Annotated in this window: 21 protein-coding genes; 12 read left to right on the plus strand and 9 right to left on the minus strand. The window is 73.4% G+C overall.

All coding sequences use genetic code 11. The features are described 5' to 3' along the window. Positions 1 to 21 precede the first annotated feature (21 nt). Positions 22 to 846, plus strand: coding sequence for a hypothetical protein (locus IPJ95_02415; GenBank protein ID MBK7922468.1), 825 nt, complete (start codon positions 22 to 24; stop codon positions 844 to 846). Continuing rightward, a complete protein-coding gene (locus IPJ95_02420; GenBank protein ID MBK7922469.1) occupies positions 833 to 2,407 on the plus strand; it encodes a polymer-forming cytoskeletal protein in 1,575 nt (524 codons plus the stop codon). Before IPJ95_02415 ends, IPJ95_02420 begins: the two co-directional genes overlap by 14 nt. Here IPJ95_02420 and IPJ95_02425 read toward each other — a convergent pair. Then, positions 2,399 to 3,157: an SAM-dependent chlorinase/fluorinase gene (locus IPJ95_02425; protein MBK7922470.1), complete on the minus strand. Its 759-nt coding sequence runs from the start codon at positions 3,155 to 3,157 to the stop codon at positions 2,399 to 2,401. The genes IPJ95_02420 and IPJ95_02425 overlap by 9 nt on opposite strands. A 55-nt stretch (positions 3,158 to 3,212) precedes the next feature. On the opposite strand from IPJ95_02425, the gene IPJ95_02430 reads away from it, so the two are divergent. Continuing rightward, a complete protein-coding gene (locus IPJ95_02430; protein MBK7922471.1) occupies positions 3,213 to 5,069 on the plus strand; it encodes a serine/threonine protein kinase in 1,857 nt (618 codons plus the stop codon). On the opposite strand, the gene IPJ95_02435 is transcribed toward IPJ95_02430, so the two are convergent. The 8 genes from IPJ95_02435 to IPJ95_02470 all read right to left on the minus strand — a co-directional run bounded on the left by IPJ95_02435 (position 5,066) and on the right by IPJ95_02470 (position 13,574). Then, a complete protein-coding gene (locus IPJ95_02435) occupies positions 5,066 to 6,199 on the minus strand; it encodes an Mrp/NBP35 family ATP-binding protein (protein MBK7922472.1) in 1,134 nt (377 codons plus the stop codon). The genes IPJ95_02430 and IPJ95_02435 overlap by 4 nt on opposite strands. Beyond that, positions 6,200 to 6,451: a NifU family protein gene (locus IPJ95_02440; GenBank protein ID MBK7922473.1), complete on the minus strand. Its 252-nt coding sequence runs from the start codon at positions 6,449 to 6,451 to the stop codon at positions 6,200 to 6,202. 41 nt (positions 6,452 to 6,492) lie between these two features. Beyond that, positions 6,493 to 7,515, minus strand: coding sequence for a bifunctional oligoribonuclease/PAP phosphatase NrnA (locus IPJ95_02445; protein ID MBK7922474.1), 1,023 nt, complete (start codon positions 7,513 to 7,515; stop codon positions 6,493 to 6,495). Between the two features lie 85 nt (positions 7,516 to 7,600). Further along, positions 7,601 to 9,142, minus strand: a complete 1,542-nt coding sequence (locus IPJ95_02450) for an amino acid permease (GenBank protein ID MBK7922475.1) — start codon at positions 9,140 to 9,142, stop codon at positions 7,601 to 7,603. Positions 9,143 to 9,272: 130 nt separating this feature from the next. Continuing rightward, positions 9,273 to 10,730 (minus strand): IMP dehydrogenase, encoded by a 1,458-nt coding sequence (gene guaB, locus IPJ95_02455; GenBank protein ID MBK7922476.1) that lies wholly within the window; start codon positions 10,728 to 10,730, stop codon positions 9,273 to 9,275. Positions 10,731 to 10,809: 79 nt separating this feature from the next. After that, on the minus strand, positions 10,810 to 12,198 hold the full coding sequence (locus tag IPJ95_02460) for an amino acid permease (GenBank protein ID MBK7922477.1): 1,389 nt from the start codon (positions 12,196 to 12,198) through the stop codon (positions 10,810 to 10,812). Between the two features lie 71 nt (positions 12,199 to 12,269). Then, the gene (locus IPJ95_02465; protein ID MBK7922478.1) at positions 12,270 to 12,614 is read right to left on the minus strand and encodes a hypothetical protein; all 345 of its coding nucleotides are present in this window, start codon (positions 12,612 to 12,614) and stop codon (positions 12,270 to 12,272) included. A gap of 21 nt (positions 12,615 to 12,635) precedes the next feature. Next, positions 12,636 to 13,574, minus strand: coding sequence for a hypothetical protein (locus IPJ95_02470; protein MBK7922479.1), 939 nt, complete (start codon positions 13,572 to 13,574; stop codon positions 12,636 to 12,638). A 77-nt stretch (positions 13,575 to 13,651) separates the two neighbouring features. Here IPJ95_02470 and IPJ95_02475 point away from each other — a divergent pair, with 77 nt between their 5' ends. The 9 genes from IPJ95_02475 (at position 13,652) to IPJ95_02515 (ending at position 20,771) form a co-directional block, all read left to right on the plus strand. After that, a complete protein-coding gene (locus IPJ95_02475) occupies positions 13,652 to 15,193 on the plus strand; it encodes a 2,3-bisphosphoglycerate-independent phosphoglycerate mutase (protein ID MBK7922480.1) in 1,542 nt (513 codons plus the stop codon). Positions 15,194 to 15,254: 61 nt separating this feature from the next. Next, positions 15,255 to 15,974, plus strand: a complete 720-nt coding sequence (locus IPJ95_02480; GenBank protein ID MBK7922481.1) for a hypothetical protein — start codon at positions 15,255 to 15,257, stop codon at positions 15,972 to 15,974. 3 nt (positions 15,975 to 15,977) lie between these two features. Then, positions 15,978 to 16,391, plus strand: a complete 414-nt coding sequence (locus tag IPJ95_02485) for a 6-carboxytetrahydropterin synthase (GenBank protein MBK7922482.1) — start codon at positions 15,978 to 15,980, stop codon at positions 16,389 to 16,391. A gap of 93 nt (positions 16,392 to 16,484) precedes the next feature. Beyond that, entirely contained in the window at positions 16,485 to 16,901 is a 417-nt protein-coding gene (locus IPJ95_02490) for a CoA-binding protein (protein MBK7922483.1), read from the plus strand. Further along, a complete protein-coding gene (locus IPJ95_02495; GenBank protein MBK7922484.1) occupies positions 16,901 to 17,707 on the plus strand; it encodes a hypothetical protein in 807 nt (268 codons plus the stop codon). Before IPJ95_02490 ends, IPJ95_02495 begins: the two co-directional genes overlap by 1 nt. Before the next feature lie 16 nt (positions 17,708 to 17,723). Beyond that, the gene (locus IPJ95_02500; protein MBK7922485.1) at positions 17,724 to 18,524 is read left to right on the plus strand and encodes a hypothetical protein; all 801 of its coding nucleotides are present in this window, start codon (positions 17,724 to 17,726) and stop codon (positions 18,522 to 18,524) included. Continuing rightward, positions 18,524 to 19,132, plus strand: coding sequence for an NTP transferase domain-containing protein (locus tag IPJ95_02505; protein MBK7922486.1), 609 nt, complete (start codon positions 18,524 to 18,526; stop codon positions 19,130 to 19,132). The genes IPJ95_02500 and IPJ95_02505 overlap by 1 nt, the downstream gene beginning before the upstream one ends. Continuing rightward, the gene (locus IPJ95_02510; protein MBK7922487.1) at positions 19,105 to 19,515 is read left to right on the plus strand and encodes a molybdopterin-guanine dinucleotide biosynthesis protein MobB; all 411 of its coding nucleotides are present in this window, start codon (positions 19,105 to 19,107) and stop codon (positions 19,513 to 19,515) included. Before IPJ95_02505 ends, IPJ95_02510 begins: the two co-directional genes overlap by 28 nt. Beyond that, on the plus strand, positions 19,512 to 20,771 hold the full coding sequence (locus IPJ95_02515) for a molybdopterin molybdotransferase MoeA (protein ID MBK7922488.1): 1,260 nt from the start codon (positions 19,512 to 19,514) through the stop codon (positions 20,769 to 20,771). Before IPJ95_02510 ends, IPJ95_02515 begins: the two co-directional genes overlap by 4 nt. Positions 20,772 to 20,901 lie beyond the last annotated feature (130 nt).

The raw sequence follows: 20,901 nt of genomic DNA on the forward strand, positions 1-20,901 counted from the left end.
ACGAGGCCGTAAGACCGCCGTATGGTTGACGCACCCCATTTCAGCCCCGACGAGCTCGATCTCTGGCTGGACGGACGTCTCCCCGATCCACGCACGTCCCACCTCGAAACATGCGAGCAGTGCCGCACCACCGCTGAGGAGCTGCGCGACCTCGTGGCCCAGCTCCGAGCCCTGCCGCAGGTGGCGCCGGGCCGGGCCTTCGCGGACCGGGTGATGGCCCGGGTGGCGGTGGCCGGGGTGGCCGCCGTTGCCGCGGACGTGCATCTGTCGGCCGACGACCTCGATCAGTGGGTCCTCGGGGAGCTGCCGCTGGCCCGCCAGTCGCACCTGCGCGGCTGCCCCGACTGCCAGGCCCTGGCCGATGCCGAACGGGTGCTGGTGCTCCAGCTCGAGGCGCTGCCGCTCTTCACGCCCCCCGCCGAATTCGCCGACCGGGTCATGGACCAGGTCGACACCGGCGGGCTGTCGCTGGCCGGCGCCTGGCGCCGGTGGCGGAGCGGCGTGGCCCGCAACCCGCTGACCGTCGGCGCGGCGGCCGGCGTGGGCGGCCTGCTGGGCGGCTCCATCGCGGCCAGCGTAGCGTGGGCCGCCGGCCACCAGGACACCATCAGCGGCACGAGTACCTGGCTCATGACCCACGCGCAGGCGCTGTTCTGGCAGGGCGTCGGGTTCGCCTCGACCATGCTCGAGCAGCAGGGCTGGTACCAGGCGTTGCGCACCGGCCTCACGCCGGGCCGCGCCGCGCTCCTGATCGGCGTGACCGTGTCGCTCTACGCCGCGGGCGTCGTGGCGCTGCGCCGGCTGCTCGCGTTGCCCTCCGCCGGGACGGCCCGTGCGCTTCCCTGAGTCAGTCCTCGTGGGCGCCCTGGCGCTGGCGCTGCTCCCCGCGCCGGCCGCCGCCCGCGACCTCGACAGCAGCGAGCCGTCCTGGAAGTCCCGCATCGAACTCCTGAACCAGCTCCTCGGCAACGATGACGACCACGTGGTCCGCGATCACGTGGTCTCGCTCGCCACCGACATCGCCTCCGTCACCTTCGACTTCACCGATGGCGGCGCGCTGGTGCTCGCCGTCGAGGGCGGCGTCCTGCTGGTGGATGGCAAGCCGATCGGCCGCGTGGCGGCGGACGGGGCGCTGGCGGTTGGGTGGCGGGCGCTGATGCTCGAGCTGTCGCGCCACGACACGCCGGCCGCGCTGGAACGGCTGCGCGCGTGGGCCCCGGCGGGCCTCTCCCGCGAGGAGTCTGCCTTCGCCGAACTGCTGGGCGAGCAGGTGGAGGGCCTGACCGCGCCGGCCGGCGTGCTGCCGTCGCCCCAGCCGGTGGGGACCGCCGCGCCCGGCGGCCTCACGATCGACCTCGGCGACCTCAGCAACCCGCTGCGCCTGGCCCCGCTCCTCCGCTCCGCCGCCACCCTCCGGGGCGACGCGCTCCGCATCACCGTGCCCGGCGGGCAGGCGCACCTCGGCCACTACGGGCTCGGCTCGGCGGAGCGCTACGCCGGCCACCTGCTGGTGGTGCGCGGCAACGCCGACATCTATGGCCGGGTGGAAGGCAACCTGGCCAGCGTCGAGGGCGACGTCATCGTCCACCCCGGCGCGGTGGTCACCGGCGATGTGCTCGCCGTGGCCGGCCAGGTGCGCGACCTCGGTGGCGACATCCTGGGCCAGATCCGCACCCTCGACGCCCCGCCGGAACCGGCCGCCCGAACGGCCGTCGCGCCGCCCGTCCCCGCCTGGATGCGCGCCGCGCGCAACGGCGCCGGCGTCCTTGGCGTGTTCCTGACCCTGATGCTGGTGGGCACCGGGCTGGTGGCCTTCGGCCGCCAGCCGCTCGAGGTGGTCAGCGACACCGTGCTGCACTCCTTCACCCGTTCGCTCCTCGTGGGGCTGCTGGGCCAGGTGCTGGTGCTGCCCACCTTCGGCATGCTGGTGGTGGGGCTGGTGCTGACGGTCGCGGGAATCCTGCTGGTGCCCTTCGCGGTGATCGTCTTTGCCCTGCTGCTGGTGGTGGCGGTGCTGGGGGGATTCCTGGCCATCGCCCACGCCATGGGCGAGAGCCTGACCCGGCGCCAGCTCGCGCTGGGCCGCGCGGTGCCGGCCAACAGCTATCGCTACGTGATGGCGGGGCTCGCGGCGGTGGCGGGGACCTGGCTCGCCTGGGTGGCCTTCGGCTGGGTGCCGGTGGCGGGGACGCTGATCCTGGCCACGGCGGTGCTGGTCACCTGGCTGCTCGCCACGGTGGGCTTCGGGGCGGCGCTGCTCTCGCGGGCGGGGCTCCGGGAGCACTTCGCGGGGCGGATCCTCCCGGCGGAGACCCTCACCGACGAGTTCCTCTGGGCCACGCCGCAGTTCGGCGTCACGGCCGTGAAGCGGCCGCCCCGCGACCGGACCCCTCCGCCGCTACCCTAGCCGGGCCCGGACCCGGCCCCCGACGCCGAGCCCCAGTCGCCGTGCCGCGGAGCCATCGCGCACGGCGATTTCCACATGCCCCCCCGAGCCCACATACGCCAGCAGGGCGCCGGTGGGGACATCACCGAAGGTGGAGCGGAGCGGCCCGATCACCAATGACTCGGCCTCGAGGACCGCGTAGGCCGGCACCACCTCCGGGGTCAGGTTGGTGACGAGGTTGCCGTACCGGTCCACGTAGATCACTTCCCCAACGACGACCTTGCCCTCATGATGAGGCAGGGCGCCGCTCACCCGGCGGGGGATGCTGGTGTAGGCCGCGCCCAGGCTGGTCAGCGGTTCGCCCGAGGCCAGGCGCGCCGCCGCGGGGGCAAAGATGTCGCGGCCGTGAAAGGTGGGCGAGGCCTGCGGGGGCGGGGCCAGGGTGACGGCCTCGACCGGCGCCCCGTGCATCACCCCGCTCCACAGGCCGTTGTCGGGCCCCACGAAGTAGTGCCCGCGGGTGCTGAAGGCGAGCGCGGTGCGCTGGGTCCCGACCCCGGGATCGACCACGGCCAGGTGCACCGTGCCGGGGGGAAAGCGATGCCAGGCGCGCCCCACCACGTAGGCCGCGGAGGCGAGGTCGCCGGGCGCGACCTCGTGGGTGAGGTCGACCAGGGTGGCCCCGGGGGCCAGGGAGAGCAAAACTCCCTTCATTTCCCCGACGTAGGAGTCCACGGTCCCGTAGTCGGTCAGCAGTGTGATGATGGCCATTCCCGTAAGGTAGCCCGCGTCAGGCGCGGCGCCACGGCCGGCGGGCCGGAGACCCATGTCCACTGATTTCGAGGCGCTCGAGGCGGCCCTCCGCGGCCGCTACCTGCTGGAACGCGAACTGGGCCGGGGCGGCATGGGGGTCGTCTTCCTGGGCCGGGACCTCGCCCTCGAGCGGCCCGTGGCCATCAAGCTGCTCCCGCCCCACCTGGCCGGGATGCCCCAGCTCCGCGAGCGCTTCCTGCAGGAGGCGCGGACCGCGGCCCGGCTGGCCCACCCGCACATCGTCCCCATCCACGCGGTCGAGGAGCACGGCGACTGCGCCTGCTTCGTGATGTCCTTCGTCCCCGGCGAGACCGTGGCGGAACGGGTCCAGGCCGAGGGACCGCTGGCCCCGGGCGTCGTCGCGCGGATGGTGCAGGAGGTGGCGTGGGCGCTCGCCTACGCCCACCAGCAGGGGGTGGTGCACCGCGACATCAAGCCGGAAAACATCCTGCTCGAGCGGGGCACCGGGCGGGCGCTGGTGATGGACTTCGGCATCGCCCGCGTGCTGGCGCAGCACCCGATCACGCCGCCGGGCGCCCAGCTCGGCACGGCGCAGTACGCCAGCCCGGAGCAGGCCGCCGGGGAGGCCGCGGACGGCCGCAGCGACCTCTACTCGCTCGGCGTGACCGCCTTCTACGCCCTCACCGGGCGGCTCCCCTTCGAGGGGGAGAGTGCCGCGGCCTTCCTGGCCCAGCACCTGACCATGCCCGCCCCGCCGGTGGCGAGCCTCCGGCCAGGGGTGCCGCGCACCCTCGCGATGGCGGTGGACCGCTGCCTGGCCAAGGACCCGGCCGAGCGGTACGCCTCGGGCGAGGCGCTCGCCACGGCGCTGAGCGCGGGCGCGGCGGTGGCCGCGCCGGTGCCGCCCACCCTGGCGCGGCTGGTCCGCGAGGTAGGGTCCTTCAGCGTGGACCTGGCGGGCTACGGCACCCTGGCCGCCGTGGTGCTGGTGGCCCAGGCCCTCACCGCCTCGAGCGACTTCTTCGGCTTCGGGCAGCTGTACACCATCGGCATCACCCTGGTGCTGCTCAGCCTGACGGCGATCAAGGGGCTCTCGACCGCGCGGTACCTGCGCGACGCCGCGCGGGAGGGGTGGAGCCCCGCCGACCTCCGCGCCGCCTTCCAGGCGGACGCACGCGAGGCCGCGGCGGTCGAGGGCACGCCCCCGACCCGCACCCGCGCCATCCTGCTCTACCTGCTCGGGTTCGCGGCCTCGCTGGGCGTCTGGCTCGGCCCCCGCGAGCTGCTGCTGACCCGCATCACCGGGCTGGCGGCGCTGGCGGTGGAGCTCGTGGCCATGGCCCTGCCCGTGGCGCTCGGCCGCTGGATCGGCACCCGCCTCGAGGCGCCGCGCGAGGGCCGGCCCGGCTTCCTCCACCGCCTCCTGGCGCGGAAGGCGGAGTGGCTGCTGCGGCTGATGGGCCGCAGGCGCCGGGCGGGCCAGCCGGCGCTCCCGGACGCCCGCCCTACCGAGCTGCTGCTGGGCGACCAGGCGCGCGCCCTGTTCGAGGCGCTCCCGGAAGACGACCGCCGCCGACTGCAGCGGCTGGGCGAGGTGATCACCCAGCTCACCGGGCAGGCCACCACGCTCCGCGCGCGGGAGGCGGAGCTGGGCACCGCCCTGGCCTCGGTCGGGGGGCCGGGGCATCCGGCGCGGGAGGCGGTGCGGGAGGAGTTCGAGCGGGAGCGACGGGAGGTGGCGCGGACCCTCGGGGAGACCCTCGGGGCGCTCGATACCGTGCGGCTGGACCTGCTGCGGCTGCGGGCCGGCACCGCCACGCCGGAGGGCCTCACCGGCGCGCTGGAGGTGGTGCGGCAGGTGGGCGCCGAGGTCGACGCCCGCCTCGCCGCGCTGCGCGAGCTGGCCTAGCCCCGGAGGATGGGGAGCGGCTGCGGGCGGTGGCCCGCCAGCTCCACGATCCGGCCGGCGATCCCCAGCAGCGCCCGGGCCGCCGGGCTCCCCGGCTCCGCGGCCACGATCGGACGGCCGCGATCGGCGAGGTCGGCCATGCCGGGCTGCAGCGGCACCTGGCCCAGCAGCGGCACCTTGAGCTCCTCGGCCAGGCGCTGGCCGCCCCCCTCGCCGAACATCGCCAGCCGCGCGCCGCTCACCGGGTCGGTCCACGCCCCCATGTTCTCCACCACCCCCGCCACCGGCACGCTCACCTTCTCGAACATCTTCGCCCCGCGCAGGGCATCGCCCACCGCCACCTCCTGCGGCGTCGTGACGATCACGGCCATGGCCACCTGGCACGACTGCGCCAGCGAGAGCTGCGCATCGCCGGTGCCGGGGGGGAGGTCCACGATGAAGTAGTCCAGCTCGCCCCACTCGACGTCGCGCAGGAACTGCTGCACCACCTTCATGATGATCGGCCCGCGCCAGATGGCGGCCGCGTCACGGTCCACCAGGAAGCCGAGCGACATGAGCTTCACGCCGTACCCCGCGAGCGGCTGGATCCGGCCCTGGGTCACCGGCGGCTTCTCGAAGACGCCGAACATCCGCGGGATGTTCGGGCCGTAGATGTCACCGTCCATCAGGCCCACGCGGTGGCCCTGCTGGGCCAGCGCCACGGCCAGGTTGGCCGACACGGTGGACTTGCCCACCCCGCCCTTGCCCGACGACACGGCGATGATGCAGCCCAGGTTGGGGTATTCGGCCGGCGAGGGTGGCGGCGGCACCAGGCCCGCCTGTCCGTGGGTCTGCCCCGGCGCGGGCTGGCCCGGCGGGGCGTGGGTGGACTTGGCGGGCCCGCCCGGGTCGACCACGCTGATCCGGAGCTCCTGCGGGTTCACGCCCTCGAGGGCGCGCACCGCGGCGCGGGCCTCGCGCACCAGCGTGGCCGGGTCGCTGCGGGAAAGAAGGAAGGTGAACGAGACCTTGCCGTCCGGGGTGACGGCGAGGTCGCGGACCATGCCGGCAGAGAGCAGGTCGTTCTCCAGCCTGGGGTTCTGGATCCGGCCCAGGGCGGCGGCGACGCGGGCGGCGAGCGAGTCGGTCATCTAGATGGCCTCGACCTGGCGGACTTCCGGCACCAGCTGCTTGAGCCGGGTCTCGATGCCCTGCTTGAGGGTGATCGTGGAGGCGGAGCAGCCGTGGCAGGTGCCCCCCAGGCGGAGCAGGAGCAGCCCCTGGGATTCATCGAAGTCGACCACTTCCACGCTGCCACGGTGCGAGGTGATGTAGGGCCGGAGGGTGTCGAGCGTCTGCTCGATCCGCTCGAGGAGGTCCGGGCCGGAGGCTGGTGTCGTCATGGGTGCGGTCCTGCGTGCTGGGAATCGGGGCGGCCGCCGGTTCAGCGGGACCCGTTGCCGGAAAGGTACTCACGCGCCGCGGTCAGCACCCGGGCCTGCACCGTCGCGAGCGATCCCTCCATGGACAGCCCCGAGGCCTTGGTGTGCCCGCCGCCGCCGAAGGGCTTGGCGAAATGCGCCACGTCGACCGCCCCCACCGAGCGCAGCGACACCTTGACCCGCCCCGCCGCGATCTCCCGGAAGAGCAGCGCCATCCGCACCCCGGCGATCTGGCGGGGCACCTCGACGATCCCGTCGAGGTCGTCGGCGGTGGCGCCGAGCCGCTCCAGCGCGCCGGGCGGCACCGTGACCCACGCCAGGCCGGCGTCGGCCTCCACCACCATGGTCTGGAGCGTTTCCGCCAGCAGGCGGGCCCGGCCTTCGGGGGCGTTGGCGTAGACCTCGAGGTAGATCTGCTCGGGATCGAGCCCCACCTCAAGCAGCGCGGCGGCGGTGCGCAGCGTCTCGGGCCGGGTGTTGCTGAAGCGGAACCCGCCGGTGTCGGTGAGGATCGCCACGTAGAGCGCCCGCGCCGCCGCGGGGGTGAGTGGCCAGCCGTTGGCCTGCGCCAGCTGGAAGATGAGCTCGCCGGTGGCGGAGGCCTCCGGGTCCACGTAGCGCGGGCCGTCGGGCAGGTGCCCCTGGCTCACGTGGTGGTCCACGCACGCCACCGGGACCCCGCGCTCGAGCACGGTCTGGCTCAGCATGCCAAGCCGGCCCACGTCGGAGATGTCGAGCACCAGGATCAGGTCGGCGCGGCGCAGCTCCTTGACCGCCTCGTGGCTGCGGTCCACGCCCGGCAGGTCGCGGAACAGGAAGTGGTACCGCTCCGGCGTGGGCGAGGGGTTGGTCACCACCGCCGTGATGCCGCGCGCCTGGAGCAGGTGGACCAGCCCGGTCTCGCTGCCGAGCCCGTCCCCGTCGGGGTTCACGTGGGTGGTGATGCAGATGCGCCGGCCCGGCTGCAGGATCTCGGCAAAGCGGCGGGCGTCGGCGAGGCGATCGGCGGACAGGACGGGCGGCATGGGGCGGGAAACTACAGCGGGGGCCCGGGGGGGCCAAGGGCCGCCGGGAGCGCCAAGGCAGGCCTTGGCGCCCCGGAGCCTGGGGTTACGCCTTGTTGAGCTTCGAGTGGTGCTTGCCGTAGAGGAAGTAGATCGTCAGCCCGAGCGCCATCCAGACCGCGAGCCGGATCCAGGTGTCAGCGGGAAGGCCGTACATCATGTAGCCGCAGATCAGGATGCCCATGATCGGCACGAACGGCACCAGCGGGGTGCGGAACGGCCGGTGCAGCTCCGGCTGCACCCGCCGCAGCACGATGATGCCGCCGCAGACGATCACGAACGCCAGCAGGGTGCCGATCGACACCAGCTCGCCCAGCAGCCCGATCGGGAAGATGCCGGCGATGAGCGCCGCCACGATGCCCGTGATGATGGTGGAGATGTAGGGCGTCTGGAACTTCGGGTGGACCTTGCCGAACACCGCCGGCAGCAGGCCGTCGCGGGCCATGCTGTAGAAGATGCGCGGCTGGCCCATGAGCATCACCAGCACCACCGAGGCGAGGCCGGCGATGGCGCCGATGTTCACCAGGAAGCCCAGCCACTTGAGCGAGGGGCCGGCCTTCTCGATGGCCACGAACACCGGGTGCGGGACGTTGAGCTCGGTGTAGTGCGCGATGCCCGTCATCACCAGCGCCATCGCGATGTAGAGCACCGTGCAGATGGCCAGCGACCCCAGGATGCCGATCGGCAGGTCCCGCTGCGGGTTCTTGGCCTCCTGCGCCGCCGTCGACACCGCGTCGAACCCGATGTAGGCGAAGAAGATCACCCCCGCGCCCCGGACGATGCCGGACAGCCCGTAGTGCCCCGACTCGCCGGTGTTGGGCGGGATGAACGGCACCCAGTTGTCGGTGTTGACGTACTTGATGCCGAACCCGATCACCAGCAGCACGATCGCGACCTTCACGTACACGATGATGTTGTTGAACTTGGCCGACTCCTTGATGCCCACCACCAGCAGCGCGGTGATCAGCAGGATCAGCACCATCGCCGGCACGTTGAGGATGCCGTTGACCAGGGTGTAGCCCTGCGCCACGCAGTCGGCCACCGGGATCGCGGTGCGGGTCACCGCGTTCACCGCCACGGCCCCGGTCGACGCATCGGTGCAGATCTGCGCCGGCACCAGGGTGTGGGTCCCGACCACGCTGAACGGCGCGCCGGTGAGCGCCGGCGGCAGCCGGATGCCCAGCTCCGCCATGAACGCGGTGAAGTACCCCGACCACCCCACCGCGACCGTCGAGGCGGCGAACAGGTACTCGAGGATCAGGTCCCAGCCGATGATCCACGCCACCAGCTCGCCCAGCGTGGCGTAGCCGTAGGTGTAGGCGCTGCCCGCGATCGGGATCATCGAGGCGAACTCGGCGTAGCACAGCCCCGCGAACAGGCAGCCGAGGCCGGCCAGCACGAACGACAGCACGATCGCCGGGCCCGCGTACTGCGCGGCGGCCGTGCCCGTCAGGACGAAGATGCCCGCGCCGATGATCGCGCCGATGCCGAGCAGGACCAGGTTCGAGGCGGTGAGGGCCCGCTTGAGCCCGCCTTCGCCTTCCTCCGGCATCAGCTCGGAGAGGGACTTGGTGCGGAACAGGGACATGAACGGCTCCCGGGGGAGAGAGACTGTGAGGGAATGACGACCGGCGCTTCAGGGACAGTCGATCCTGCGTGCGACACACAAGGGCCCGGCGCGGCCACGGGGGCCGCGCCGGCGGGGAACCTGCCCGGGCCTAGACGTTGTAGTTCGGCGCTTCCCGGGTGATGGTGACGTCGTGCGGGTGCGACTCGCGCAGGCCGGCGCTGGTGATCTGCACCATCTCCACTTCCTGCCGCAGCTGGTCCACGGTGGCCACGCCGCAGTACCCCATCCCGCTCCGCAGCCCGCCCACCATCTGGAACAGCACGTCACCGACCGGCCCCTTGTAGGGGACGCGCCCCTCGATCCCCTCCGGCACCATCTTGGAGGTGGAGAGCTCCCCCTCCTGGAAGTACCGGTCGGCGGAGCCTTCCTGCATCGCGGCCAGGCTGCCCATCCCGCGGATGGACTTGAACCGGCGCCCCTCGGCCAGGATCGACTCGCCCGGGCTCTCGTCGGTGCCCGCCAGCATCGAGCCCATCATCACCGAGCTGGCGCCGGAGGCCAGCGCCTTCACCACGTCGCCGGAGTACTTGATCCCGCCGTCGGCGATGATCGGGATGTCGCCGCCCCCGCGCACCGCGTCCATGATGGCCGTGACCTGCGGCACCCCCACGCCCGTGACCACCCGGGTGGTGCAGATGCTGCCCGGCCCCACGCCCACCTTCACCGCGTCGACCCCGATCCGCACCAGCTCCCGGGTGCCGGCCTCGGTGGCCACGTTGCCCGCCACCAGCTGCACGTCGGGGAAGGCGTCGCGCAGCAGCTTGACCGTCTGCAGCACGCCGTCGCTGTGCCCATGCGCCGAGTCGATGATCAGGGCGTCGGCCCCGGCGTCGATCAGGGCGCGGGCCCGCGTCTTTGCCTCGGACGTCCCGCCCACGGCCGCCGCCACCCGCAGCCGGCCGTGCTGGTCCTTGTTGGCGTCGGGGTACTGCTTGCGCTTGAAGATGTCCTTGACCGTGATCAGGCCCTTGAGCCGGCCCTCGGCGTCGACCACCGGCAGCTTCTCGATCCGGTGCCGCGCCAGGATCCGCTCCGCCTCGTCGAGGCCGGTGCCCACCGGCGCCGTCACCAGCCGCTCCTTGGTCATCACTTCGCGGATCGGCTGCTCGAGGTTTCGCTCGAACTGGAGGTCGCGGTTGGTGATGATCCCCACCAGCATCCCCGCCGCGTCCACGATCGGAACGCCGGAGATCCGGAACCGCGCCATCACCGTGGCCGCCTCCCGCAGCGGGCGGTCGGGCGACAGGGTGATCGGGTCGCGGATCATCCCGCTCTCGCTGCGCTTGACCCGGTCCACCTCGGCCGCCTGCTTCTCGACCGACATGTTCTTGTGGATCACCCCGATCCCGCCCGCGCGGGCCATCGCGATGGCCATCGCGGCCTCGGTCACCGTGTCCATCGCGGCGGACACCAGCGGGATGTTGAGCGGGATGGCGCGGGTCAGCCGGCTCTGGACGCTGACCTGGCGGGGATGCACGGTGGAGTGGCGCGGGACGAGCAGGACATCGTCGAAGGTGAGCGCCAGGCCGGGACGGATGGCGCTCATGCGGCGACCACTCGGAATGTGTTCGGGTGTTCCATCCTTAAAGTTACGGCGCCGAGCGGAGGGGGCGCAAGGTGACCCGTCAGCCGCTCCGGTCCCGGCGCCACAGGAAATAAATGGGGACGCCGAGCGCCACGATGAGCAGCCCCGGCCAGGTGTACAGCGGCTTCTTGAAGAGGAGGATCACCATCAGCGCCGCCACCGCCACCATGTACAGCGCCGGCCCCACCGGGTAGGCGAACGCCTTGACCGGGCGGGGCAGCTCCGGGCGGGTGGCCCGCAGGCGGAACAGCGCCAGCACCGTGAAGAAGTAGAACAGCAGCGAGGCGAAGATCACGTAGTCGAGCAGGTTGCCGTAGCTCCCGCTCAGGCAGAGCACCATGGCCCAGCCCGCCTGCGTCACCAGGCCGAAGACCGGCGTCTTGTACTCCGGGTGCAGCGCGCCCGCCTTCGCAAAGAAGAGCCCGTCGCGGGCCATCGCGTAGTACACCCGCGGCCCGGCCAGGGTGAGCCCGTTCACGCAGCCGAACGTGGAGAGCATGATCGCCACGGCCATGAGCAGCCCGCCGGTGGGGCCGAACATCACCTCCGCGGCGGCGACCCCCACCCGGTCCTGCGCCGCGTACTGGATGCCCCGCGCCGTGGCGTCGGCCCCGGCGGGGTCACCGCCGAACGGGAGCAGGTGCAGGTACGCCACGTTGGCCAGCAGGTAGATGGTGCACACCAGCGCGGTGCCCACCCCGAGCGCCAGCGGCAGGTTGCGCTTCGGGTCGCGCACCTCCGCGGCGGCGAAGGTCACGTTGTTCCAGGCGTCGGCGGAGAAGAGGCTCCCCACCATGGCCGCGCCGAAGACCGGGATGAGCGCCAGCGACCAGTCGCCCGTGCCCCAGAAGCCCGCGGCGTTGCCGGCCCACTCGACCGAGCCGTGCCGGAGCCCGAGCCCGCACACGATCAGCACGGCGAACGCCGCCACCTTGGCCACGGCGAACACCGTCTGCACCCGCGCGCCGAGGGTCACGCCGAAGACGTTCACCAGGGTCAGCGCCGCCACCACCGCAAGCGCCACCAGCCGCTGCCAGGAGAGCCCGAGCTCGATGCTGCCCCCCGGCATCGGCAGGTGCCCGAGCGAGAGGAAGACGTCCGGGGTCACCCCGGGAAAGAGCACCCCCAGGAACTTGCCGAACGCCACCGCCACCGCGGCGATGGTGCCGGTCTGGATCACCGCGAAGAGCGTCCACCCGAACAGGAACCCGACCAGCGGCGACAGCCCGTCACGCAGGAAGACGTACTGCCCCCCCGCCGTGGGCATCATGGCCGCGAGCTCGGCGTAGGCCAGCGCCCCCATCACCGTCATCAGGCCGGTGACCAGCCAGATCACCAGCAGGGCGCCCGGGCCCCAGGCGTTGACCTGGCGGCCGATGTCGGCGGAGACGATGAAGATCCCGGAGCCGATCATCGTCCCGACCACCATGCTGATGGCGGCGAGGGGACCGATCCCGGAGATGAACGAGGGTGAGGCGGAGGAGGATGCCGTCGGAGGGGTCACGGGCCGTCAGCCTTGGGGGGAGGGGAAGGGGGGGCCGGAGCGGTGGAGGCGACCTTCACGGCCTCGTCCACCACCGCCTGCCCCGCCGCCGCCAGGCCCTTCATCAGCCGGCCGGCGCTGTCCATGACGGACGCCGTCCCGCTGATGGCCTGCACCGGCAGCTTGGCCGCGCGCATGGTGTCCTCGACCGTCTCGGTGATCCGGGCCAGCAGGCCGCTCGGCGCCGCCCGCTCGGCGTACTTGCTCTCGAGAAACTCGACGTAATCCAGGATCTGGTAGGCCCGCTCGTCGGGCAGCGACTCGAGCCGCCGGAGGATGCGCTGCCGCAGGAGGTCGTTCATGGGGCGCCCCGCCTTCCGTCCTCAGTTGGCCACGCCGGCCATCACCTGGACCAGGTCGAGCACCGGCGTGGGCAGGTACTTGGTGGCCGCGGCGCGGATGGTGCCCCGGAGGGTGAGCTCCTTGAGGGCGGGCACCGCCTCGAAGCGGGCGACCTGGCTGGACGGCACTACGACGTAGACGAAGCCGGGTTCCGGCAGGGGGCCCCGGGTGAGCAGGTACGACTGGCCCAGGGGGATCTCGGGGCGCAGCTCGTCGGCCTTCTGCACCGCCACGAACTGCACCCGCCACTCCACCACCTGCCCCACGTACCGCGAGGGATTGGCCCGCACCTCGGCCACGCTCACCCCGCGCAGCACCCCGCTGTCCCCGGTCTGCACCAGGCTGTCCGGCACCCAGACCTCGAGCTGCAGGCGGGTCCAGCCGGCCGAGCGGGCGATCACCCGGGCGGGGACGCCGGAATCCACCGAACCCACCACTGCACCCCCCGCGGCCACCGCGAGCGGCGCCTTCCGGGCCAGCACCCCGCGGTCAGGGCCGGCGGGTGGGGCGGCGGCCTGGCTTCCCGCCGCCGGGAGCGCCTTCTGCTCGATCCACGCGGTGCGCCGCACCCGGGTCCAGGTGCCGCGGGTGTCGACCTTCACGAACCCGACCCCGCTGCTCACCCGCGCGACGATGCTCCCCTCCGGCGTGAGGCGGAGCTGCTCGCCCCCCCGCCGGTTCACCACCCGGTCGAAGCCGTCGCGCGTGAACGGGCCGAGGGCGGCGGTGGGGAGCCACCCCTCGAAGGCCACCTCCACCGCGGCGCCGGAGGTCCGGCCGGGGCGGACCTCCGCCCCCGACAGCAGGGTACCGAGCACCGCCCCGCGCGGCGCCTTGGTGAAGCGGGCCTCGGCGGTGAGCGTGACGGCGGACTGGCCGGCACCGGGGGTGACGACGAAGACCAGGGCGGCCACCAGCAAGGCTGGTAGGCGGCACCCTCGGGAAGTAGATTCTTGCGCGGCTCGCACGCTTTCGATTGTAGAGACGCCGGAGAGTCATGTCAAACACGCGCGGTCCCGTGGCGCTCATTGTGCTGGACGGCTGGGGGTATCGCGAGGCCCGCGAGGGCAACGCGATCGAACTGGCCCGGACGCCGGTGTGGCACGGCCTGTGGGAGAGCCAGCCGCGCACCCTGCTCGAGGCGAGCGGGCTCGCCGTCGGCCTCCCCGAGGGGCAGATGGGGAACTCCGAGGTCGGCCACCTGAACCTGGGCGCCGGCCGCGTGGTGCCCCAGGACCTGGTCCGGATCTCCCAGAGCATCCAGCGGGGCGACTTCTTCCGCCTCGAGCCGCTCGCCCACCTCTGCGCCGTCCTCAAGCACACCGGCGGCACCCTGCACCTGGTGGGCCTGCTCGGGCCCGGCGGCGTGCACGCCATCGACCAGCACCTGCTGGCCTGCCTCGAGCTCGGGATGCGCCACGAGGTGCCCCGCATCGCGGTGCACGGCTTCCTCGACGGCCGCGACACGCTGCCCACCATCGGCGCGCAGGTCGTGGGCCAGCTCACCCGGGACATCGCCCGGATCGCGCCGGGCCGGGCCCGCATCGCGAGCCTGGTGGGACGCTACTTCGGCATGGATCGCGACCGCCGCTGGGAGCGCACCCGGCTGGCCTACGACGCCATGGTGCGCGGCGTGGGGCTCGCGGCCACCGACCCGGTGGCGGCGGTGGAGGCCGCGCTGGCCCGGGGTGAGACCGACGAGTTCGTCAAGCCGATCGTGCTCACCGAGGGCGGCGCGCCGGTGGCGCCGCTGCGCGACGGCGACGGGGTCTTCTGCTTCAACTACCGCAGCGACCGGATGCGCCAGATCGTGCGGGCGCTGATGATCCCCGGGTTCGACGGGTTCAACGTGGACGACCGCCCGCGGCTGCGCATGGTCACGATGACCCAGTACGACCGCACCTTCCCGGTGCCGCAGGCCTTCCCGCCCTTCAGCATGGCCCGGATCGTGGCCGAGGTGCTCGCCGACCAGGGCCGCACCCAGCTGCGCACCGCCGAGACCGAGAAGTACCCGCATGTCACCTACTTCTTCAACGGCGGCTACGAGCCCCCGTACCCGGGCGAGGAGCGGGCGCTGGTGCCGTCGCAGAAGGTGGCCACCTACGACCTGGCCCCGGAGATGAGCGCGGCGGGGATCACCGACACGCTCATCGGGGCGCTGCGCCGGAAGAGCCACGACTTCATGCTCTGCAACTTCGCCAATGCCGACATGGTGGGGCACACCGGCGTGCTGCCTGCCGTGCTGCGGGCGGTGGAGACGGTGGACGAATGCCTGGGGCGCATCCTGGCCGCCGCCGAGGCCTCGGGCGCCACGGTGCTGGTCACCGCCGACCACGGCAACTGCGAGATGATGATCGACCCGGCCACCGGCGGCCCGCACACCGCGCACACCACCAACCCGGTGCCGCTGGTGGCGGTGCGGGCCGGCGGGCCGCTCCGCGCGGGCGGCGCACTCTGCGACGTCGGGCCCACGGTGCTCCGCCTCCTCGGCATCGAACCGCCGCCGGAGATGACCGGCCGCGACCTGCGCGGCGCGTAGCGTCGCGTCCCCGGCGCCTCGGGCCTCCGTACTTCCTCCCGCCCCCCTTACTATTCCCGCCATGCTCCGCGCCCTCCGCCACGCGATCCTCGCGCTCGCGTTCACCGTGCCCCTCGCCGCCCAGGTCGGGCATCCGCCCACCTCCTCGCCCTACCGCGACATTACCAAGGGCAAGTCGCTGACGCTGCTCTTCGGCGACATCGGCGGCGACGGCGGCAAGCTCGGCATCGGCCCCCACCACGGCCAGTCGTACGGGCTGCGCTTCGACATCCGGATCGGCACCCCCGTCCACTTCACCGTGGCCGTGGCCCGGGCGGAGCTGGAGCGCTTCGTGGTGAGCGCCGACGACAGCGTGGCCACCCGCAAGCGCGGGCCGGTGGACCAGGGCCTCACCATGATCGAGGCCGGGTTCCAGCTGAATGTCACCGGCAGGAAGTCGTGGCACCGGCTCGCGCCGTTCATCGGGGTCACCGGCGGCTACGTCGACGGCGAGGACCTGGCGCCCGGCGCGGTCGAGGACTCGAGCGGCTACCGCTTCGGCAGCAAGCTGTACCTGGCGCCGGCGGTGGGGGTCCGGGTGTTCCTCACCAACAGCCTGCAGCTCCGGCTGGAGGCGCGGCAGCTCTACTGGAAGCTCGACTACCCGCTCTCCTACACCGACGAGCCGGCCGCCGAGCCCTCCACCGACCCGGACAATCCCAATGCCGTGCTCCCGGGCGGCAAGCGGGACCAGTGGTCGGGCGGGCGCGAACTGCGGGTCGGGCTCGGCTTCGCGTTCTAGCGCATGGGGCTCACCCTCACCCGCATCCTCGGTTTCCGGGCCACGCACCACTACCGGCTGCCGGGACGGACGGCGGAGGAGAACCGGGCCCGCTTCGGTGACCTCACCGAACCCCATCCCCACGACTACACCTGCGCCGTCACCGTCGGCGGCGCCCCCGACCCCGCCAGCGGCATGCTGCTCGACCTCCCCACGCTCGACCGGATCCTCGCGGACGAGGTCGGTGGCCTCGACGGGCGGGACCTCAACGCCGCGATTCCCCCCTTCGCCACCTGCGCCGTGCAGCCCACCTGTGAGGCGCTCGCGGCGTGGCTCTTCGCCCGGATCGCGCCGCGGCTCCCCGCCGGCGCGCGGCTCCACCGGGTGCGCGTGGCGGAAGGCCCCTCGCTCTACGCCGACTGCACCGCGGACGACTGAGCCGGCCCGCGCTGTGCGGCATCCGGGGACCCGCCGCGTCTCCACCCGGACCGTGATGCACCTCCCGCACGACCCTCCGACACGCGTGGCGCGATGACCGACGCCCGGGGCCTTGGCGCCCTGCTCCGCACGGCCCGGACGATCGCCGTGGTGGGACTGTCCGCCGACCCGGCCCGCCCGAGCCACGAGGTGGCCGCCTTCCTCCAGGAGTCCGGCTACCGGGTCCTGCCGGTGCGCCCGGGGGGCGGCACCATCCTGGGCGAGCCGGTGTTCGCCACGCTCGCCGAGGCGGCGGCCGCCGCCGGCCCGCTCGACGTGGTGAACATCTTCCGGCGCTCCGCGGCAGTGCCGGGCCTGCTGCCGGAGCTGCTGGCGGTCCGGCCCCGGCTGGTGTGGATGCAGGTCGGGGTGTCAGACGTCCCCACCCGGGATGCCCTGGAGGCGGCGGGCATCGCGGTGGTCATGAACCGCTGCCTGATGGTCGACCTCCCCTCGCTCCTGAGCCACTGATGCGGCGACTGCCTTCCCTCTGCCTGGCCCTCCTGCTGGCCGGCGCGGCCGGCCTCCAGGCCCAGGCCACCGCCGACCAGGCCCGCCTCATGTTCACCCTGGGCTTCGGGCAGACCTCGGGAGGGGGCACGCTGTGGCGCGTGGGGCGGCAGCCGTTCATCGTCGGCCCCGGCGCAGTGGACACCCTGGCCGTGTCGCGGGCGTTCGGGCGGAGCCTGGCGGTGACGTTCTCGGGCACCTACTTCCCCAACGACAATCTCGGGTTCAATGTGGAGGCGCAGCTGCTGGGCCTCGTCACCCAGGATGACTGCCGCCTCGTGTCCACGGTCGGCGACACCCTCGGTCCCGACCTCTGCCGCTCCATCAATGGCGGCAGTCGCAACGCCTCGGCGGTGGGGCTCTCCGGGGGCCTGGTGTACCGCGCCTTCAGCAAGCAGCCGCTGCATCCCTTCTTCCGGGCCAGCGCGGGCTTCGTGGTGAGTCAGCAGAGCTACCTCCGGACGGCGGGACGGGTGGGCATCGACAGCGACAGCACCGCCGCGGCGGACCTGACGCTCTACGCCGATGACAGCCCGGGCAGCATCCAGCCCTACTATTCCCTGGGCGGCGGCGTGGTGGCGGTGGTGGGCCGGGGCTACCAGTTCCGGGCCGAGGTGCGCGACAACTGGGTCCGGGTGCCGTCGGTGGCCGGCGCCACGCTGCGACAGGGCGTGAAGCCGCCGTCCACCCAGGTCGGCAAGCACTTCCTCACCTTCCTGATCGGGTTCGACATCGTCCTCGAGCGCAAGCGCGGGCGACGCTACTAGCCACGAGGCTTCCCTCATGCGCCGAGCCGGACTGCTGGCCCTCGCCCTTCTCGGGCCCTGCCTGGCGCGCCCCGCCGCCGCCCAGCGGCAGGCCGACGAGGCCCGGCTCACCATCGGCGCGGGCCTGCTGCACACCAGCGGCGGGGGCCGGCTCTGGTCGGTGGGCCACCAGCCGATCCTCGACGGCGCCGGCATCGACACCCTGCGGATCTCCCGCCGCCTGACGAGCGGGCTCGGCTTCTCCTTCCACGGCGCGTACTTCCCGAGCACCTACTACGGTTTCGCCGGCGAGGTGCTGGTGACCCGCCTGGGGACCGGCGACGACTGCCGCCTCCGCTCCTCCGCCGCGACGCTCTACGCCTCCGACCTCTGCGGCTCGCTCCAGAACAACGAGGCCAGCACCAGCACCGCCTCGCTCTCGGCCGGGGTGATGCTCCGCCCGGGGCTGCGGGGCAGCATCCAGCCCTTCGCCCGCGCCATGGGGGGGATCCTCATCGCGCAGAAGAGCTTCGCCTCGACCGACGGCTTCGTGCGCACCCCCGACAGCGTGGTGGCGGTGGCCGCGGTCTATCGCGACGAGGACGTCACCACCACCTCGCCCTACCTCTCGTTCGGGGTCGGGTTCGCGGCCGCGATCGCGCCGGGGTGGCAGACCCGGGTGGAGGTGCGCGACACCTGGGTGCGGCTGCCGATGATCACCGGCGCCACCAGCCGCCAGGGGGTCCAGCCGAGCCTCGGCCGCAAGGGCCACCACCTCCTCAGCTTCGTGGTGAGCGTGGACGTGGTGCTGGAGCGGAAGCGGGGCCGCCGCTACTGATGCGGGGCGCGATCATCGCCGGGGGCGACGCCACCCGGTACGGCGGGCAGCCCAAGGGACTGCTGCAGGTGGGCGGCGTGCGGATCCTCGACCGCCTCATCGCCGCCTTCACCACGGCGCTCGGGGCGCCACCGCTCCTGGTGGCCAACGCCCCCGACGCCGCCGGCTGGGCCCCCGGGCTCCGGGTGGTTCCCGACCTGCGCCCGGGTCAGGGCGCCCTCGGCGGGCTCCATACCGCGGTGCTCGCGGCCCCCGCGCCCGTGGTCGTGGCCGCGTGGGACATGCCCTTCGTGACGCCCGGGCTCCTCGCCGCCCTGGCCGACGGCCTCGCCGACTGGGATGCCTTCCTCCCCGCGAGCGGGGGGCCCAGGGGGCTCGAGCCCCTCTGCGCCGCGTACGGGCCCGCCGCCGGCCCCGCCATCACCGCCGCCCTCGACGCCGGGGACCGCCGCGCCATCGGCTTCCATGATCGCCTGAAAGTCGGTATCCTCTCCCCCGGGCAGGTGAGCGGCCTGGGCGACCCGGGCCGGTTGTTCTTCAACGTGAACACGGCCGGGGATCTCGCGGCGGCGGAGCAGCTGTGGCAGGGACACGCATCCTCTCGGTGATCGGCAGGCCGGGCGCCGGCAAGAGCACGCTCATCGCCGCGCTCGTCTCGGAATTCGGGCGCAAGGGCCGCCGGGTGGCGCACGTCACCCCCGATCGCGTGAGCCAGAATCCCATCGGCGACGCGCTGAGCGCCGGACTCGGCGCCGACCTGATCCTGGTCGAAGGGGTGGAGCAGGCCCGGCTGCCCAAGATCGAGGTCCACCGCCTCGAGGCGGCGCAGCAGCCGCTCTACACGGCGACCGACCCCCACGCGGGCGAGTGGGTGGCCATCGTCACCGACGACGACAAGCTCCACGCCCCCTGCCCCGTGCTCCGCTTCCGCGACACGATGTGGCTCCAGCTCCTGGCGAACCTGGCGTGGGAGAAGGCCCTGGTGCCTTGACCGCCCCGCTCGCCCCGCGCGACGCGGCCGGCCGGATCCTCGCCTCCCTCCGCCGCCAGCCCGCCCTGCGGGTCCCGCTCGACGACGCCCTCGGCGCCGTGCTGGCCGAGACCATCATCAGTCCCCTCGACATCCCCGCCTGGCCCAACTCCGCGATGGACGGCTACGCCGCCCGCGGCGAGGACGTGCGCGGCGCCCGCGCCGACGCCCCGCGCCGGCTCGCGGTGCTCGAGGTGATCGCCGCCGGCGCCTTCCCCACCCGCGCCCTCACCCCCGGCACCTGCGCGCGGATCTTCACCGGCGCCCCGGTGCCCGAGGGCGCCGACTGCGTGATCCGGCAGGAGGACACCGACCTCGGCGCGGAGACGGTGGCCATCACCAGCGACCGCGACGCGGGGAGCAACATCCGCCGCGCGGGCGAGGATATCCGCCGCGGCGCCACGGTGCTCGAGGCCGGCGCCGAGCTCGGCCCGGCGCAGCTCGGCGTGCTCGCCTCGCTCGCGGTGGCCACGCCCCTCATCTACCGCCGGCCGCGCATCGCGATCCTCGGCTCGGGCGACGAGATCGTGGACATCGACCAGCCGGACCAGATCCTCAGCGGCCGCAAGGTGGCGAGCAGCAACACCCACACCCTCGCCGCGCTGGTGCGGCAGGCGGGCGGGGAGCCGGTCAACCTCGGCATCGCGCGCGACACCCCCGAGAGCCTGCGGGCGCACCTGGCCCGCGCCGACGAGGCCGACCTGCTGGTGACCAGCGCCGGCATCAGCGTCGGCGACCACGACCACGTCCGCACCGTGCTGCAGGAGCTGGGCACCGACCTCCGCTTCTGGCGCCTCCGGATGCGGCCCGGTGCGCCGGTGGGCTTCGGCCTGCTCCGCGACCTGCCGTGGATCGGCCTTCCCGGGAATCCCGTCAGCACCATGGTGACCTTCGAGCTGTTCGTGCGGCCGGCCATCCGGTTCATGGCGGGGCGGGCGCTGCCCTTCCGCCGCGCGATCCCGGTGCGGACCGAGGAGCCGATCACCGTCGGGCCCCGGCTGCAGCACTTCCAGCGGGCGGTGGTCACCTGGCCGGACGCCGCCGCGCTCCCCGTCGCCCGGCTCACCGGCCCGCAGGGCTCGGGCATCCTGAGCTCGATGGCCCGGGCCAACGCCCTGCTGATCCTGCCCGAGGGGCAGTTCGAGACCCCCGCCGGCGCCACCCTGCAGGCCATCCTCCTCGACGACGGCGTGCACGTGGCGGACCCGCCATTCTGAGCTCCCCAGCCGGCGCGCTCTCCTGCTATGCCGTCACCGCGCCCGGGCTCGAGCCGCTCACCGCCGCCGAGCTCGCGGCGCTGGGGCTGGCCCCCGAGGCACCGGAGCCAGGCGGCGTCAGCTTCACCGC

Source organism: Gemmatimonadota bacterium (genome assembly GCA_016713785.1).
In the GTDB taxonomy this organism is placed as follows: Bacteria; Gemmatimonadota; Gemmatimonadetes; order Gemmatimonadales; family GWC2-71-9; genus JADJOM01.